This is a genomic window from Amycolatopsis sp. NPDC049159, assembly GCF_040648295.1.
GTDB lineage: Bacteria > Actinomycetota > Actinomycetes > Mycobacteriales > Pseudonocardiaceae > Amycolatopsis > Amycolatopsis pretoriensis_A.
This window is the reverse complement of record NZ_JBEZDL010000045.1, coordinates 10,507-29,794: the sequence shown is the minus strand read 5'-3', so window position 1 is coordinate 29,794 and position 19,288 is coordinate 10,507. Positions and strand designations below refer to the sequence as shown.

At 75.3% G+C, this 19,288-nt stretch carries 1 protein-coding gene (cut by a window edge); it reads left to right on the top strand.

The genetic code is table 11. From position 1 onward, the window contains the following. On the top strand, positions 1–19,288 hold the 3' portion of the coding sequence (locus tag AB0B33_RS45835; RefSeq protein ID WP_360784266.1) for an SDR family NAD(P)-dependent oxidoreductase. 8,135 nt of this gene lie to the left of the window's left edge; 19,288 of the gene's 27,423 nt are visible here — the last part of the coding sequence; the start codon falls outside the window, past its left edge; its stop codon occupies positions 19,286–19,288.

Genomic DNA, 19,288 nt, shown 5'->3' with positions numbered 1-19,288 from the left:
GGAAGGCCCCGCGGTCACGATCGACACGGCGTGTTCGTCGTCGCTGGTCGCCGTGCACTGGGCGGCACAGGCGCTGAACTCGGGGGAGTGCTCGCTGGCGCTGGCCGGCGGGGTCACGGTGATGTCGACCCCCGCGACGTTCCTCGATTTCGCGCGCCAGGGCGGTCTCGCGGGCGATGGCCGTTGCAAGTCCTTTTCGGACGATGCCGACGGCACCGGGTGGTCCGAGGGCGTCGGCCTGCTCGTGCTGGAACGGCAGTCCGACGCGGTCCGCAACGGACATCGCATTTTGGCGGTGCTGCGCGGTTCCGCGGTCAACCAGGACGGGGCTTCGAACGGCCTGACGGCGCCGAACGGCCCGTCGCAGCAACGGGTGATCCGCGCCGCGCTCGCCACCGCCGGTCTGTCCGCTTCGGACGTCGACGTCGTCGAGGCGCACGGTACCGGGACGACGCTGGGCGATCCGATCGAGGCGCAGGCGCTGCTGGCGACGTACGGGCAGGACCGTGAGACGCCGTTGCTGCTGGGGTCGGTGAAGTCGAACATCGGGCACACCCAGGCCGCCGCCGGGGTCGCCGGGATCATCAAGGTGATCCTCGCCATGCGCCACGGCGTCGTGCCGAAGTCGTTGTGGGCGGGTACGCCGTCGTCCCACGTGGACTGGTCGGCCGGGTCCGTCGAGCTGCTCGCCGACGCGCGCGAGTGGCCGGCGCTCGACCGGCCGCGGCGGGCCGGTGTCTCGTCGTTCGGGATCAGCGGGACCAATGCCCACGTCGTCCTCGAGGCCCCGGTCGTCGTCGCTGAGCCGGCCGCCGGGCGTCCGGTGGTGCCGTGGGTGTTCTCGGCGCGGTCCGAGGAGGCGCTGACCGAGCAGATCACGCGCGTCACCTCAGGCGATTTCTCCGCGCTCGACACCGGATTCACCCTGGCGACCGCCCGGGCCCGGTTCGCGCACCGCGCCGCGCTGGTGGCCGGTGCCGACGGCGTGCGCGAGGTCGCTCGCGGGGTCGCGGCGCCGGGACCGCGGGCGTTCCTGTTCACCGGACAGGGCGCCCAGCGGATCGGCATGGGCCGCGAACTGGCCGCGGAGTACCCGGTGTTCGCGGACGCCTTCGACGAAGTGCTGGCGGCGTTCGATCCCGCGGTGCGCTCGGTGGTGTGGGGTACCGACGCCGAAGCGCTGGCCGAAACGGGCGTCGCGCAACCGGCGTTGTTCGCGATCGAAGTGGCGCTGGCCCGGCTGCTGGCGTCGTGGGGCGTCCGCCCGGACTTCGTCGCCGGGCACTCGGTGGGGGAGATCGCGGCCGCGCACGTGGCCGGCGTGCTGTCCCTCGCCGACGCGTGCACCCTGGTTTCCGCGCGCGGAAACCTGATGCAGGCCCTGCCGCGCGGCGGGGCGATGGTGGCGATCGAAGCGTCCGAAGTGGACGTCCGCGCGGCGCTGGTCGACGGCGTCGATCTGGCGGCGGTGAACGGCCCGCGGTCCGTGGTGGTCTCCGGCACCGAGGCCGCGGTCCTCGAAGTGGCGTCCCGCTTCGGCAAGTCCAAGCGGCTGGCGGTCTCGCACGCGTTCCACTCGCACCTGATGGACCCGATGCTGGCCGACTTCCGCGCGGTCGTGGAGCAGCTTTCCTTCGCGCCGCCGGAGATCCCGCTGATCGCGGCCGGCGACGTCACGTCCCCGGAGTACTGGGTCGGCCACGTGCGCTCGACGGTCCGGTTCGCCGACGCGCTCGGCTCGCTGGGTGAAGCGGGCGTGACGACGTACGTCGAGATCGGCCCGGACGCGGTGCTGTCCGGCCTGGTCGACGACCCGGCCGCGGTGGTGACGCCGGTCCTGCGCCGCGACCGTTCCGAGCCGGTCGCGCTCCTCGAGGCCCTGGGTCGCCAGCACGTGTCGGGGTCCACTGTGGACTGGACCGCGTGGTTCGCCGGTTCCGGCGCGCGGCTGGTCGAACTGCCGACGTACCCGTTCCGGCACCGGCGTTTCTGGCCGTCCGCCCCGGGCCACCCGCTGCTGGGAACTTCGTTGGACCTGACCGACGGCGGCACGGTCCTGACCGGCCTCCTGACGACGGCGACCCAGCCGTGGCTGGCCGACCACACGGTCCACGGCACCCCGGTCCTGCCCGGCACGGCGTTCGTGGAGCTGGCGTTGGCGGCGGCTCCGGACCTGGGCGTCGAGGAGCTGACGATCGAGTCGCCCCTCGCCTTGACCGCGGACCACCGGCTGCAGGTCCGGGTGAGCGCCGCGGACGGCGAAGGCGCCCGCGAGTTCACGGTGTCGTCGCGCCCGGAAGGCGCGGACGAGCCGTGGATCCGGCACGCGACCGGCCGCCTGGGCCCGGAGACCGCGCTCGTCGACGGCGCCGCGACGGACGTCTGGCCCCCCGCCGATGCCGAACCCCTCGACCTCACCGGCCTCACCGGCCGCCTCGCCGCGGACGGCCTCGGCTACGGTCCCGCTTTCCCCAACCCCACCACCGCCTGGCGCCGCGACCACGAGATCTTCGCCGAAGTCGCCCTCGCCGAGCCGCAACGCGCCGACGCCACCGCGTACGGCCTCCACCCCGCCCTCTTCGACGCGACCCTCCGGCTCGTCTCCCTCCTCGCCCCCGGCCTCGCCGGCAGCGTCCCGTTCTCCTGGCACGGCATCACCCTCCACGCCACCGGCGCCGCGGCCCTCCGCGTCCGGCTGACCCCGGCCGACGGCGGCCTCCGCGTCACCGCCACCGACCCCGCCGGCACCCCCGTCGTCGACGTCGACCGCCTCGTCCTGCGCCGTCCCGGCACCACCAAAGCCCCGCAGCCGCTCCTGCGCCTCGACTGGATCCCCGTCACACCCCAGCCGGCCCGGGCCGACATCCTCACCGTCACCGGCGACCTCACCGACGTCCCGCGATCCCTGCGCGAAGTCACCACCCGCGTCCTGACCCAGCTTCAGGAGGCCGTCACCCACGACCGCACCCTGCTCGTCGTCATCCCCGCCGCCGACCCGGTCGCGGCCGCCGCCGGTGGTCTCGTGCGCGCCGCCCAAGCCGAGCACCCGGGCCGGTTCGTGCTCGTCGAAACCGACGGCTCCCTCGACCCGGCCGAAGCCGGCGACGAGCCCGTCCTGAAGATCGAGGGCGGCCGTCTCCACGCCGCCCGCCTCGCCCGCGTCACCGCACCGCCCGCCGAACCCGCCGAGCGCGACGGCACCGTCCTCATCACCGGCGGCACCGGCGGGCTGGGCAGCGCCGTCGCCCGCCACCTGGCCGCCCGCGGCCGTGACCTGCTGCTCGTCAGCCGCTCCGGCGTCGCCGACCCCGCCCTCCTCGCCGAGCTCGGCGACCGCGTCGAGGTGGCCGCCTGCGACGTCGGCGACCGCGACGCCCTCGCGCGGCTCCTCGACGGCCGCGAGATCACCACCGTCGTCCACGCCGCCGGCGTCCTCGACGACGGCACCCTCGCCGCCCTCACCCCGGAGCGCTTCGAGAACGTCCTGCGCGCCAAGGCCGACGCCGCCTGGCACCTCCACGAACTGACCGCGCCCGGCACCGAACTGGTCTTCTTCTCCTCGGTCGTCGGCACGTACGGCGGTGCCGGGCAAGCGAACTACGCCGCCGCAAACGCTTTCCTCGACGCGCTCGCCCGCCACCGCCCGCACACCGTGTCCCTCGGCTGGGGGCCGTGGGAATCCGGCAGCGGCATGACGTCGACCCTGTCCGAAGTGGACCTGCGACGGCTCGCCGAAGCCGGGATGCCGCCGCTTGCCGTGGAAGCCGGGCTCGCTCTGTTCGACGCCGCCCGCGGCGCCGGCGAGCCCGCGCTCCTCCCGCTCCCGCTCGACCTCGCCGCGATCCGGCGGCAGCCGGAGATCCCGCACGTCCTGCGCGGCCTGGTCCGGCCGGGTCGCCGTCGCGCCGCCGCCGGGTCCGCGCAGGCCGGCGACCTGACCCGCACCCTCGCGCCGCTGCCCCCGGCCGAGCGCGCCGAAGCCCTCGCCGGGCTGGTCGCCACGCACGTCGCGCTCGCCCTCGGCCACGCCCACGCCGCCGCGATCGACCCCGCCCGCGCCTTCTCCGACCTCGGCTTCGACTCGCTCAGCGGCGTCGACCTGCGCAACCGCCTCGCCGCCGCCACCGGGCTGCGCCTGCCGAGCACGCTGGTGTTCGACCACCCGACCGTCACCGCGCTCGCCACGCACCTGCTCGCCGAGCTCTTCGACGCCGACGCCCCGGCCGCCGAGGTCCGCCGTCCGGCCGCGGCCACCGGCGACCCGGTCGTCATCGTCGGCATGGCCTGCCGCTACCCGGGCGGGGTCCGCACGCCGGAGGGGCTCTGGGACCTGGTCCGCGAAGGCCGCGACGCCGTCTCGGAGTTCCCCGCCGACCGCGGCTGGGACCTCGACGCACTCTACGACCCGGACCCCGCGCACCCCGGCACGTCCTACACGCGCCACGGCGGGTTCCTGCACGACGCGGCGGAGTTCGACGCCGAGTTCTTCGGCATGAGCCCCCGCGAAGCCCTCGCCACCGACGCCCAGCAGCGGCTGCTGCTCGAGACGTCGTGGGAGGCCGTCGAGCGCGCGGGCATCGACCCGGCGAGCCTGCGCGGCACCGCGACCGGCGTCTTCGCCGGCGTGATGTACCACGACTACAGCAGTCTGCTCAGCGGCAGCGAGGACGCCGAGGGCTACCTGACCAGCGGTAGCGCGGGCAGCGTCGCGTCCGGCCGGGTGTCCTACGTGCTCGGTCTCGAAGGTCCGGCGGTCACCGTGGACACGGCGTGTTCGTCGTCGCTGGTGTCGCTGCACCTCGCCGCGCAGGCCCTGCGCTCGGGGGAGTGCGACCTCGCGCTCGCCGGCGGTGTGACGGTGATGGCGACGCCGTCGACGTTCATCGAGTTCTCCCGCCAGCGCGGCCTGTCGGCGGACGGCCGCTGCCGCTCCTTCGGTGACGGCGCGGACGGCACCGGCTGGGCGGAAGGAGCCGGAATGCTCTTGCTGGAACGGCTTTCCGACGCCGAGCGCAACGGGCACCGGGTCCTGGCCGTGGTCCGGGGCAGTGCGCTCAACCAGGACGGCGCGTCGAACGGCCTCACCGCACCGAACGGCCCCTCGCAGCAACGCGTCATCCGCGCCGCGCTGGCCGACGCCGGGCTGTCCACTTCGGACGTCGACGCGGTGGACGGCCACGGCACCGGCACCCCGCTGGGCGACCCGATCGAGGCGCAGGCGCTCATCGCGACCTACGGCCGCGACCGGGAGACCCCGCTGCTGCTGGGTTCGGTGAAGTCCAACATCGGGCACACGCAAGCCGCCGCGGGTGTCGCGAGCGTGATCAAGATGGTCCTCGCGATGCGGCACGGCGTGCTGCCGCGCACCCTGCACGCGGACACCCCGTCGTCACGCATCGACTGGGCGGACGGCGGCGTCACACTGCTCGGCGAACCGGCCGAGTGGCCCGAAAGCGGCCGGCCGCGGCGCGCGGCGGTCTCGTCGTTCGGGATCAGCGGCACCAACGCCCACGTCGTCCTCGAACAACCCCCGGCCGGCCCCGACCGGTCACCGGTGCCCACGCCCGCGGTCGTACCGTGGCCGCTGTCGGCGAAGTCCGAGACGGCGTTGCACGCGCAGGCGGCAGCCCTGGCCGCGTTCGCGGACGCGCCTCTCGACACCGGGCACACCCTGGCCGCCCGGTCGCGGTTCGCGCACCGGGCCGTGGTGCTCGCCACCGACCCGGCGACCACCCGAGAGGCCTTGACGCTCGACCACCCGGCCGCCGTCACGGGCGCCGCCGTGCCCGGGAAGACCGCGTTCGTGTTCAGCGGCCAAGGCGGCCAGCGCACCGGCATGGGCCGCGAACTGGCCCGCCGGTTCCCGGTCTTCGCGGCGGCGTACGACGCCGTGCTCGCGGAGTTCGGCCCCGAGGTCGTGGCCGTCGTGCGTGGCGACGACCAGACCCGGCTGGACCGCACGGAATTCGCGCAACCGGCGTTGTTCGCCCTGCAGGTCGCATTGGTGCGGCTGGCCGAGTCATGGGGCATCGCGCCCGACGTCGTCGCCGGGCATTCGATCGGGGAGATCGCGGCCGCGCACGCCGCCGGGGTGTTCTCGCTGTCCGACGCGTGCCGCCTGGTCGTCGCGCGCGGCGCGCTGATGCAGGCACTGCCCGACGGCGGCGCGATGGTCGCGGTGGTGGCGAGCGAGGAGGAGGTCCGGCCGCTGCTCGGCCCGGACGTCGCGATCGCCGCCGTCAACGGGCCCCGATCGATCGTCCTTTCCGGAACGACCTCGGCGGTCGGCGTGGTGGCCTCCCGGTTCGAGAAGACGCGTCGGCTTGCGGTGTCGCACGCGTTCCACTCGCCGTTGATGGAGCCGATGCTCGCGGAGTTCGCCGAAGTCCTTCGTGGATTGACTTTTTCTTCTCCGCGAATTCCCTTCGTCTCCACTGTGGATTCCACGGTGGAACCGACCACTGTGGACTACTGGGTGCGGCACGCGCGGGAGGCGGTCCGGTTCGCCGACGCCGTCACGACGTTGACCGGATCCGGCGCGACGAGGTTCGTCGAGGCGGGGCCGGACGGCGTGCTGTCCGCGCTGGTGCCCGAGGGTCTCGCGGTGCCGCTGATGCGGCGCGACCGCGGCGAGGAAGCCGCGTTCACCGAGGCCGCGGCCCGGCTGTTCGTGGCCGGGGTCGACGTCGACTGGCGATCCGCGACGGCTCCCGGCCGGCCGGTGGAGCTGCCCACGTACCCGTTCCAGCGCGAGCGGTTCTGGCCCGCGCCGCGACCGGTCCGCGCACCGGGGACGAGGGCGCACCCGCTGCTCGACGACGTCGTCGCACTGGCCGGCTCGGACGAACTCGTCCTGACGGGCCGGCTGTCGGTGGCCGCACAGCCGTGGCTGGCGGAGCACGTGGTGGCGGGCACGACGCTCCTGCCGGGCACGGCCCTGGCCGAACTGGCGATCCGCGCGGGCGACGAGTGCGGCTGCCCGCGGCTCGACGAGCTGACGATGGCCGTCCCGCTGGTGGTGCCCGCGCGGGTGCAGGTGCGCGTCGGAGAGCCGGGGGAGGGCGGTACCCGTGTGGTCGCCATCCACTCGCGACAGTCCGAAGAGGACTCCTGGACCGAGCACGCGACCGGCACCCTGAGCCCGGCGTCGCCTTCTCCCGCTCCCGGCCCCGAGGAGTGGCCGCCCGCGGACGCGGAGCCGGTCGCCCTGGAGGACTTCTACCCGGACTTCGCGGCGGACGGCTTCGAGTACGGCCCCCGGTTCCGCGGCCTGCGCGCGGCTTGGCGCCGTGGTGGCGAGGTGTTCGCCGAGGTGGAGCTGGACGCCGAGCACCACGAGGAGGCGGCGGAGTTCGGCGTGCACCCGGCCCTGCTGGACGCGGCCCTGCACGCCCTCACTTTGCGCCCCGGCACACCCACCCGGGTGCTCCCGTTCTCGTGGCGCGGCGTGTCCCTGCACGCGTCGGGCGCGGTGGCGCTGAGGGTCCACGTACGCGGCGACGCCCTGTCACTGACGGCCCCCGACGGCACCCCAGTGGCCACAATCGACGCCCTCGACCTGCGAGAACACCGCCCGGCGGCGGCGCAGCGCACGGACGCGTTGTTCACGCTGGACTGGACCCCCGTACCGTCCCCCGCACAGACGCCCTCGGCGCTCCTCTGGGGCGACAACCCGTTCGGGCTGGCGCTGCCCACCATCGCGGACCTCACCGGAGCGCCGCTGGTGGTGACGTGCCTCGCCGGTGAGGCGGACGTCCCGGCTTCAGCGCACGACCTGACTTGCCGGGCGCTGGAGCTGGCCCAGCGCTGGGTCGCGGAGTCGGAGACGGGCAAGCTGGTCTTCCTGACCCGCGGCGCAACGGACGGAACGGACATCCCAGCGGCCGCGGCATGGGGCCTGATCCGCGCGGCACAGTCTGAGCACCCGGGCCGCTTCGGCCTGGTGGACTTGCCAAGCCAGCCGGCCCCGGCCCCGCAGCTGACAGCCTCGGCCGCGGTCGAGCTGCTGCCGGGTGACGTGGGTGCGGCCGAGTCGCTGCCGGTTTCCGCGGGTGAGCTGCTGCCGGGCGACGTGGGTGCGGCCGTGTCGCTGCCGGTTTCCGCGGGCGAGCTGCTGCCGGGCGCCCTCTCCGAGGCCGACCCACTGCCGGTCTCCGCTGGCGATCCGCAGCCGGGTGACCTCGCCGAGGCCAAGCGCCAGCCGGCCGAGCCGCAGCTGGCCAAGCCACCGTCGGGAGACCTTGGCGCGGGCGACCTCGCTTCGGCCGACCCGCAGCCGACGGACCTTGCCGCGGGCCACCTCCCTTCGACCGAGCCGCTGTCCGTCTCCGGCGATCTCCTCCTCGCCGCCCTCGCGAGCGAAGAACCCCAGCTCGCCCTCCGCGGCAAATCCCTCCTCGCCGCCCGCCTGACCCCGGCACTTTCACGTGAAAGTGCCGCCTCCTGGGACCCCGACGGCACCGTCCTCATCACCGGCGGCACCGGCGGACTCGGTGCCGTCATCGCCCGGCACCTGGTCACCGAGCGGGGGACGCGCCGCCTGCTCCTCGTCAGCCGCCGCGGAACCGACAGCCCCGGGGCCACCGAACTGGCGGCCGAACTCACCGAAGCCGGCGCCGAAGTCAGCATCGCCGCCTGTGACGTCGCCGACCGGAACGCGCTCCGAAAACTCCTCCACGGCCGAGACGTCACCGCGGTCGTCCACGCCGCCGGGGTTCTCGACGACGCCCTCCTCGCCGACCTCACCCCCGAGCGCCTGGCCGCCGTCCACCGGCCCAAGGCCGAAGCCGCCTGGTACCTGCACGAACTCGTCGGCGAAACCACCACCCTCGTCCTCTTCTCCTCCGTCTCCGGCACCCTCGGCCTCCCCGGCCAGGGCAACTACGCCGCTGCCAACGCGTTCCTCGACGCCCTCGCCCGCCACCGCCCGCACACCGTGAGCCTCGCCTGGGGCCCCTGGGTCCCCACCTCCGGCATGACCGCCGACCTCGGCGACAGCGGCGTGAACCGGCTCGCCCGCGCCGGCTACCCGCCGCTCACGATCGAGCAGGGCACCGCGCTCTTCGACGCCGCGCTCGCCGACGGCGCGCCCGTGGTGCTGCCCGTCCGCCTGGACAAGGCCGTCCTGCGCCGAAGGGAAGACCTCCCGTACCCCTTGCGCGGTCTCGTGCGCGTCACCGCGCGCCGAGTGGCGGAACGGCGGCTGCGTGGCCGGGCCGAGGCCGCGGTCGTCGTCGCGAACGAGGTCGCGCGCGTCCTCGGCCACCGCGGTACCGAGCGGATCACCCCCGCCAAGTCGTTCTCCGAGCTCGGGTTCGACTCGCTCACCGCCGTCGAGCTGCGCAACCGGCTCACCGCCGCCACCGGGCTGCGGCTGCCCGCGACGCTCGTCTTCGACTACCCGACCGTCGGCGCGCTCGCCGACCACCTCGCCGGCGACGCACCGGCCGAAGCGGCACCCACCGCGAAGGCCGTCGACGGCGACCCGATCGTCATCGTCGGCATGGCCTGCCGCTACCCGGGCGGGGTCGAATCGCCCGAGGACCTGTGGCGGCTGGTCCGCGCCGGCGGCGACGCCGTCACCGGCTTCCCTGCCGACCGCGGCTGGGACCTCGACGCCCTCTACGACCCCGACCCGGCCCACCCCGGCACGTCCTACACCCGCCACGGCGGTTTCCTGCACGACGCCGCCGGCTTCGACGCCGGGTTCTTCGGCATGAGCCCGCGCGAAGCCGTCGCGACCGACGTCCAGCAGCGCTTGCTGCTCGAAACCTCCTGGGCCGCGGTGGAAAGCGCGGGCGTCGACCCGTCATCGTTGCGCGGCTCCGCCACCGGTGTGTTCGCCGGAGTCATGTACGGCGACTACAGCCGCCTGCTCGACGGCGGCGAAGACGCCGAGGGCTACAAGACCAGCGGCAGCGCGGGCAGCGTCGCCTCCGGCCGGGTCGCCTACACCCTCGGCCTCGAAGGCCCGGCAGTCACCGTGGACACGGCGTGCTCGTCGTCGCTGGTCGCCTTGCACTGGGCCGCGCAGGCCCTGCGCTCCGGGGACTGCGACCTCGCCCTCGCCGGCGGCGTCACGGTGATGTCGACGCCGACCGCGTTCGTCGAGTTCTCCCGCCAGCGCGGCCTCGCGACCGACGGCCGCTGCAAGCCGTTCTCGGACAGCGCGGACGGCGTCGGCTGGTCCGAGGGCGTCGGCATCCTCGTCCTGGAACGGCTTTCCGACGCCGAGCGCCACGGCCACGAGATCCTCGCCGTGGTCAAGGGTTCCGCGGTGAACCAAGACGGCGCGTCCAACGGCCTCACCGCCCCGAACGGCCCGTCGCAGCAACGGGTCATCCGCGCCGCGCTCGCCGGCGCCGGCCTGTCCACAGAGGACGTCGACGTCGTCGAGGCGCACGGCACCGGCACCACCCTCGGCGACCCGATCGAAGCCCAGGCTCTCCTTGCGACCTACGGCCAGGACCGCGAAACGCCGTTGCTGCTGGGGTCGGTGAAGTCGAACCTCGGGCACACGCAAGCCGCGTCCGGGGTCGCCGGGATCATCAAGGTGGTCCAGGCGATGCGCCACGGCGTCGTGCCGCGGACCCTGCACGTGACCGAACCGTCCGGGCACGTCGACTGGACCGCGGGCGCCGTCGAGCTGGCCACCGCGGAGACGGCCTGGCCCGACGCCGGACGTCCGCGCCGGGCCGGCGTGTCGTCGTTCGGGATCAGCGGCACGAACGCCCACGTCATCCTGGAACAGCCCGCGCCGCGTCCGGCACCCGAGCGCTCACCGGCGCCCGAGGTGCCGTGGCTGGTCAGTGCCAAAACGCCGGAAGCACTGAGCGCGCAGGCAAAACGGCTTGGCGTCCACATCGGACACCGCGACCCGCGCGACGCCGCGTGGACCCTCGCCCGCGGCCGCGCCCGCTTCGACGAGCGGGCCGTCGTCTTCGGCGAGGACGCACTGATCGCGCTCGCCGAGGGCATCGACCACCCGGACGTCGTCACCGGCACGCCCGCGCCCGGCAGGACCGCGTTCCTGTTCTCCGGTCAGGGTTCCCAACGCCTCGGCATGGGCCGCGAGCTGGCCGCCGACCCCGACTTCGCGGCCGCGCTCGACACCGTGCTCGCCGAACTCGACCCGGCGGTCCGCGACGTCATGTGGGGTGAAGACGCGGCCGCGCTGGAGCGGACCGAGTACGCCCAGGCGGCGTTGTTCGCCGTCGAAGTCGCGCTGTTCCACACCTTGACCGCGCGGGGCGTCCGCCCGGACTACGTCGCCGGGCACTCGATCGGCGAGCTCGCGGCCGCGCACGTCGCCGGGGTGTTCTCCCTGGCCGACGCGGCCCGGCTGGTCACCGCCCGCGGCCGGCTGATGCAGGCCCTGCCGCCCGGCGGGGCGATGGTCGCCGTGCGGGCCGCCGAGGACGACGTCCGGCCGCTGCTCACCGGCGGGGTCGGCCTGGCCGCCGTCAACGGCCCGCGCTCGGTCGTGCTCTCCGGGCCCGAGGACGCCGTCGCGGCGATCGCGGCGCATTTCGTCGACACCAGACAGCTTTCCGTCTCGCACGCCTTCCACTCGTCCTTGATGGACCCGATGCTCGCCGAGTTCGGCGAAGCCGCGGCCGGGGTGACCTACCGCGAACCCGCGATTCCCGTGGTGGCGAACGGAAGCGTCACCGATCCGGCGTACTGGGTGCGGCAGGTCCGCGACACGGTCCGCTTCGCCGACGCCTTGGGTGCGCTGCGGGCGTGGCACGTCGACAAGTTCGTCGAAGTCGGCCCGGACGCCGTCCTCGCCGGGCTCGCCGCGGACGACGACGCCGTGGTCGTGCCCTTGCTGCGCCGCGACCGCGACGAACCCCGCACCTTCCGCACCGCGCTCGCCCGCCTCTTCGCGGCCGGCCTGCCGGTCGAGTGGCCCGGCCTCGCCGACGGCCGCGCGGTTCCGTTGCCGGGCTACGCGTTCCAGCACGAACGCTTCTGGCCCGCGCCCCGCCACGGCGCCGGCGACCCCGCGGGACTCGGGCTCGGCGCGACCGGCCACCCGCTGCTCGGCGGCGCGGTCGACCTCGCCGACGGCACCGGCCGCCTGCTCACCGGCCGGCTATCCCTGGCCGCGCAGCCGTGGCTGGCCGACCACACCGTGCTGGGCTCGACCGTCCTGCCCGGCGCGGCCTTCACCGAGCTGGCCCTGACGATGGGCGCCGTGCGCGAGCTGGCCGTCCTCGAACCGCTCGTCATCCCGCCGGACACGGCCGTGCACCTGCAGGTCCGCGTGGCCGAACCGGGCATCGACGAGCTGCGCGACTTCGGCGTGTACTCCCGCCCCGAAGGCGGCGACGGTGCCTGGACCCGGCACGCGACCGGTGTCCTCGAACCGGAAACCTCGGCGGTGCGACGGGACGCCACCCTTCCCGAAGCAGCCGAGGTCCTGGACCTCGCCGACGCCTACGACCGCCTCGCCGCGCTCGGCCTCGGCTACGGGCCCGCGTTCCAGTGCCTGCGCCGCGCCTGGCGTCACGGCGACGACGTCTTCGCCGAGCTGAGCCTCGGCGACGAGCCGGCCGCGGCGTTCGGGCTGCACCCGGCCCTGCTCGACGCCGCCCTGCACGCGGTCGCGCTCACCGCCGGGCACGACCGGCCGCACGTCCCGTTCAGCTGGCGCGGGGTCCGCCGGTACGCCACGGGCAAGCCGGTCCTGCGCGTCCGCATCACCCCCGTCGGCGACAACACGGTCTCCCTGTCCTTTGTGGACATGGATGGCATAGCGGTCGCCGAGGTCGACGCGGTGACGTTCCGGCCCGCGACGGCAACCCGCACTCAGGACGCGCTGTTCCGGCTCGACTGGGTCCCGGCCACCCCGGCCCGCGTCGAGCGGCCGGAGCGGGTCGTCGTCACGGCCGAGGGTCCCGCGCGGGCTCTGGACCTGGTCCGCGACTGGCTCGCCGAGCCCCGCGACGCCGAACTCGTCTTCCACACCACCGGCGCCACCGACGGCACCGACCTCGACGCCGCCGCGGTGTGGGGCCTGGTCCGCGCGGCGCAGTCCGAGCACCCGGGCCGGTTCGCCCTGGTCGACAGCGCCGATCCGGCCGACGTCGCCCTGGTCACGGGGGAGCCGCAGGCCCGCGTGCGGGACGGCGTCGTCGAAGTCCCGCGGCTCGCGAAGGCGCCCGCGGAACCGGCGCCGCTCGGCTGGGACCCCGACGGCACCGTCCTGATCACCGGCGGCACCGGCGGCCTGGGCCGCCTCCTGGCGAAGCACCTGGTCACCGAGCACGGTATGCGCCGCCTCTTGCTGCTGAGCCGCAGCGGACAGGCCGACGTCGCCGAGCTGACCGAAGCCGGGGCCGACGTGACCGTCGCCGCCTGCGACATCACCGATCGCGCCGCGCTCGCCGCGGTCCTCGACGGCCACCGCCTGACCGCCGTCGTGCACGCGGCCGGCGTCCTCGACGACGGCACGGTCGAAACGATGACCGGCGAGCGGTTCGCGCGCGTGTGGCGCCCGAAGGCCGAAGCCGCGTGGCTGCTGCACGAGCTGACCGCGGACCTGGACGGGTTCGTGCTGTTCTCCTCGGTCGCGGGCACGATCGGCGGCGCGGGACAGGCGAACTACGCCGCCGCCAACGCCTACCTCGACGCCCTCGCCGAGCACCGTGTCGCTCGCGGGCTGCCCGCGGTGTCGCTCGCCTGGGGCCCGTGGGCCGGGGTCGGCGGCATGACGGCCGAGCTGAGCGGCGCCGAAGTCGCGCGGATGGCCCGGGCCGGCATCACAGCCCTGACCGCCGAAGACGGCCTCGCCCTGTTCGACGCGGCCGTCGGTGCCGGGACGCCGGCGCTGGTGCCGGTCCGGCTCGCCGCGACCGCGTCCGGCGAGATCGCGGCTCCGCTGCGCGGGCTGGTCCGCGCGACCACCCGCCGGGCCGCCACCGGCGGGCTCGCCGAGCGGTTGCGCGGACTGCCGGAAGCCGAGCGCCACGAAGTCGTCGCTGACGTCGTCACCGCGCAGGTCGCGGCCGTGCTCGGGCACGCCGACCACGCGGCCGTCGAGCCGTCCCGCGCGTTCTCCGCGCTGGGCTTCGACTCGCTCACCGGCGTCGAACTGCGCAACCGGCTCGCCACCGCGACCGGCCTGCGGCTGCCCACGACGCTCGTGTTCGACCACCCGAACAGCGCGGCGCTCACCGCGTTCCTGCTGGCCGAGCTGACCGGCGCCGACGCACCGGCCGCCGGGACCCGCCCGGTCCGCGCCCGCGACGACGACCCGATCGTCGTGGTCGGCATGGGCTGCCGCTACCCGGGCGGTGCCGCGTCGCCGGACGAGTTCTGGGAGCTGGTCGCCGCCGGGCGCGACGCCGTCGGCCCGTTCCCCGCCGACCGCGGCTGGGACCTGTCCGCGCTCTACGACCCCGACCCCGACCACCCGGGCACGACCTACGCGCGGGCGGGCGGGTTCCTGGCCGGCGCCGCGGACTTCGACGCCGCGTTCTTCGGCATGAGCCCGCGGGAGGCCGTCGCGACCGACGTCCAGCAGCGGCTGCTGCTCGAGACGTCGTGGGAGGCACTGGAACACGCGGGCATCGACCCGGCGACCCTGCGCGGGTCCGCGACCGGCGTGTTCGCCGGCGTGATGTACAGCGACTACGGCGGCCTGCTCGCCGGCAGCGACTACGAAGGCCAGCAAGGGAACGGCAGCGCGCCGAGCGTCGCATCCGGGCGCGTCGCCTACACGCTCGGCCTGGAAGGCCCGGCGGTCACCGTGGACACGGCGTGCTCGTCGTCGCTGGTGGCGCTGCACTGGGCGAGCCAGGCGCTGCGGTCGGGGGAGTGCACCCTGGCGCTGGCCGGCGGGGTCACCGTGATGGCGACCCCGGCGACGTTCGTCGAATTCGCCCGTCAGCGCGGGCTTTCACCGGACGGGCGCTGCAAGGCGTTCTCCGACGACGCCGACGGCACCGGCTGGGCCGAAGGCGTCGGCCTGCTGGTCCTGGAACGGCAGTCCGACGCGCTCCGCAACGGCCACCGGATCCTCGCCGTGGTCAAGGGTTCCGCGGTGAACCAGGACGGCGCGTCCAACGGCCTCACCGCCCCGAACGGCCCGTCGCAGCAGCGGGTCATCCGCGCCGCGCTCGCGGGCGCCGGTCTGTCCACTTCGGACGTCGACGTCGTCGAGGCGCACGGCACCGGGACCGCGCTGGGTGACCCGATCGAGGCCCAAGCGCTCCTGGCGACCTACGGCCAGGACCGGGAAACCCCGCTGCTGCTGGGCTCGGTGAAGTCGAACATCGGCCACACCCAGGCCGCCGCCGGCGTCGCGGGCATCATCAAGATGATCCAGGCGATGCGGCACGGCGTCGTCCCGGCGAGCCTGCACGCGGGCACTCCGTCGTCCCATGTGGACTGGGCGGCGGGCGCGGTCGAGGTCGTCACCGAGAGCCGGGCCTGGCCGTCGGCGGCCCGGCCGCGGCGAGCCGGGATCTCGTCGTTCGGGATCAGTGGCACGAACGCGCACGTGATCATCGAACAGGCGCCCGAGGTGGCCGCCCCGGCCGAAGAGCTCGAGGGGCCGGCGATCTGGTCGCTGTCCGCGCGCTCGGCCGCGGCGCTGCGCGCCCACGCGATCCGCCTGACGTCCACAGTGGACGACCTGCCCGCCGGTGCGGTCGGCCGGGCACTGAGCCTGCGCTCCCGGTTCGCGCACCGCGCGGTCGTCGTCTCCGAACGGCCCGCCGAAGCGCTGGCCGCCTTCGCCGCCGGCGAACCGTCGCCGGACGTCGTCGACGGCGTGGCCACCGCCGGGCCGACCGCGTTCCTGTTCTCCGGGCAGGGCGCGCAGCGGCCGGGCATGGGCCGCGAGCTGGCCGCGCGCTTCCCGGTCTTCGCCGCCGCTTACGACGACGTCCTCGACCGGCTCGACCCGGCCGTCCGGTCCGCGCTGGCCGACGAACGCGTGCACCGCACCGAATACACGCAACCGGCGCTGTTCGCGTTCGAGGTCGCCGCGGCGCGGCTGCTCGAGTCGCGGGGCGTGCGCCCGGACTTCGTCACCGGGCATTCGGTGGGGGAGATCGCGGCCGCGCACGTCGCCGGCGTGCTGACCCTCGACGACGCCTGTGCGCTGGTGTCGGCCCGCGCCCGGCTGATGGGCGCGCTGCCCGAAGGCGGCGTGATGATCGCCGTCCAGGCGGCCGAAGCCGACATCCGCCCGCTGCTGGGCGAGGGCGCCGACCTCGCGGCGGTCAACGGGCCGGCGTCGGTGGTGCTGTCCGGCCACGAAGACGCGGTCGCCGCCGTCGCGGCCCGGTTCGGCAAGCAGCGCCGGCTGCGCGTCTCGCACGCGTTCCACTCGCTGCTGATGGACCCGATGCTGGCGGAGTTCGGCGAAGTCGTCGCCGGGCTCAGCTTCGCCGAGCCGAAGCTCCCGCTGATCGCTTCGGGCGACGTGACCGACCCGGCGTACTGGGTCCGGCACGTGCGCGACACCGTCCGCTTCGCCGACGCCCTCGAGCGGCTGGCCGGGGTGACCCGGTTCGTCGAGGTCGGGCCGGACGCCGTGCTGGCCGGCCTGGTCGACGTCCCCGACGCGGTCGTCGTCCCGGTCGCCCGCCGCGACCGCGCCGAAGACCGGACGTTACTGACCGCGCTGGCCCGGCTGCACGTCTCCGGGCTCGACGTCGGCTGGGCCACCGAGGGGCCGCGGGCCGACCTGCCCGCGTACCCGTTCGAGCACCGGCGGTTCTGGCCGCCGGCCCGCCCGGCCGGTGACCGGCGCGGGGGCGGGCACCCGGTGCTCGGTGCGGCCGTCGAGGTCGCCGGGACCGGCACGCTCGTCAGCACCGGCCGCCTGTCGGCGTCCGCGCAGCCGTGGCTGGCCGACCACACCGTCTTCGGCGCGACCCTCGTGCCCGGCACGGCGTTCCTCGAACTGGCCCGCCACGCCGGCACCCAGGCGGGCTGCCCGCGCGTCGACGACCTGACGCTGCTGGCGCCGCTGGTCCTGACCGGCGGGGTCACCGTGCAGGTCGCGGCCGGCGCGCCCGGCGCGAACGGCCACCGCCCGGTGGAGATCCACTCGTGCGGCGACGACGGCACCTGGACCCGGCACGCGACCGGCGTCGTCACCCCGGATCCGGCGCCTGCGTTCGAGGCGGGGGAGTGGCCACCCGCGGACGCGGTACCGGTCACTGTGGACGGTGCCTACGACGCGCTGGCCGACCGCGGGTTCACCTACGGCCCGGCGTTCCAGGGCCTGAAGGCGCTGTGGCGGCGCGGCGACGAGCTGTTCGCCGAAGTCCGCGTCGACGAGGCCGAGGGCTTCGGCCTGCACCCGGCGCTGCTCGACGCCGTCCTGCACGCCCAGCTGGTGGCCGACCCCGGCGCGCCGCCCGCGCTGCCGTTCACCTGGCGCGGCGTGTCCGTCCACCGCGCCGGCGCCGCCGACCTGCGCGTCCGGCTCGCCCCGGCGGGCCCGGACACGATCAGCCTCGCCATCGCCGACGCGTCCGGCGCACCGGTGGCGTCGGTCGACGGGCTCACCGTGCGCGAAGCCGGGCAGCCGCAGGCCGCGCACCTCTACCGGCTGGACTGGGTGCCGGTCGTGCCCGCACCCGCCGAAGTCGTCACGGTTTCGGGGTACGCGCTGGACGGACTGGCCGTGGTGCCCGAGTTCGTCGAGGTGACCGTCCCGTCGGGAGCGGACGTCCGCACTGCCACGGCCGACGTGCTGGCGCTCGTGCAGGCGTGGCTGGCCGAACCGCGGTTCGCCGCGGCGAAGCTGGTCGTGCGGACCGCCGGTGCGCTCGACGGCGAAGACTTCGCCGCGGCCGCCGTCTGGGGCCTGGTGCGGTCCGCGCAGCAGGAGAACCCGGGCCGGTTCGTACTCGTCGACTCCGACGGATCCGCGCCGGCGCGGGACTTCCTCGGCGACGGCGAACCGGAACTGTCCATCAAGGACGGCGCCGTCTCGGCCGCGCGCGTCGGCCGGGCCACCCCGGGCGAGCCCGGCACCGAGTGGGACCGCGACCGGGCGGTGCTCGTCACCGGCGGCACCAGCGGTCTCGGTGCGCTGGTCGCCCGCCGCCTCGCCGCCGGCGGGCACCGGCACCTGGTCCTGGTCAGCCGGTCCGGCCGCGCCGAACCCGGCCTCCTCGACGACCTCGCCGAGCTCGGTGCCGAAGCCGACGTGCGGGCCTGCGACGTCGGGGACCGCTCGGCGGTCGCGGCGCTGCTCGACGGCCTCGAGCTCACCGCCGTCGTGCACGCGGCCGGCGTCCTCGACGACGGCGTCGTCGGCGCGCTGACGCCGGAGCGGTTCGACACCGTGCTGCGGCCCAAGGCCGACGGCGCCCGGCACCTGCACGAGCTGACGGCCGGGCGCGACCTCGCCGGGTTCGTGCTGTTCTCCTCGCTGGCGGGCACGTTCGGCGGGGCCGGGCAGGCGAACTACGCGGCCGCGAACGCCGTCCTCGACGCGCTCGCCGTCCACCGGCAGCGCCGCGGCCTGCCCGCGGTGTCGCTGGCGTGGGGACCGTGGACGGCCGAGACCGGCATGACCGCGGCCCTGCCCGAAGCGGAAATCCGGCGGCTGGCCCGCGCCGGCGTCGGGCTCCTCGCTCCCGAAGACGGCCTGGCCGCGTTCGACGCCGTGCGCGCGTGCACCGACCCCCTCGTCGTGCCGGTGCACCTCGACCTGCCCGCGCTGCGCGCCCTCGACGACGTCCCGCCGGTGCTGCGCGCTCTCGTCCCGCCGCGGCCGGCCACGGCCCGTCCGGCGGCGGCCGTGCCCGACCTCGCGCCCCGGCTCGCCGGGCTCGGCGCGGCGGAGCGGATCGAGCTGCTGCTGGACGTGGTCGCCGACGCCGTCGCGGTCGTACTGGAGCACGGCGACCAGGACAGCGTCGGGCCGGACCAGGCGTTCACGGAGCTGGGCTTCGACTCGCTGACCGCGGTCGAGCTGCGCCGCCGTCTCACGGCGGTGACCGGCCTGGCCCTGCCCGCGACGCTGGCCTTCGACCAGCCGACCCCCCGCGATCTCGCCGCGCACCTGGCGGAACTGCTCGCCCCGGACGAGAAGCCGGAGCAGGCGATCCTCGCGGACCTGGCCCGGCTGGAGAAGGCGTTGCGGGACACCGCGATCGACCCCGGCGCCCACGAGGAGATCACCGCGCGCCTGGAGCAGGTGCGCGGGGCGTGGAGCGGGCGCGACGACGTCGACGACGGCTTCGACTTCGACGAGGCCAGCGACGACGAGATGTTCGCGCTGCTGGACGAGAAGCTCGGAGCCGGCGACTGA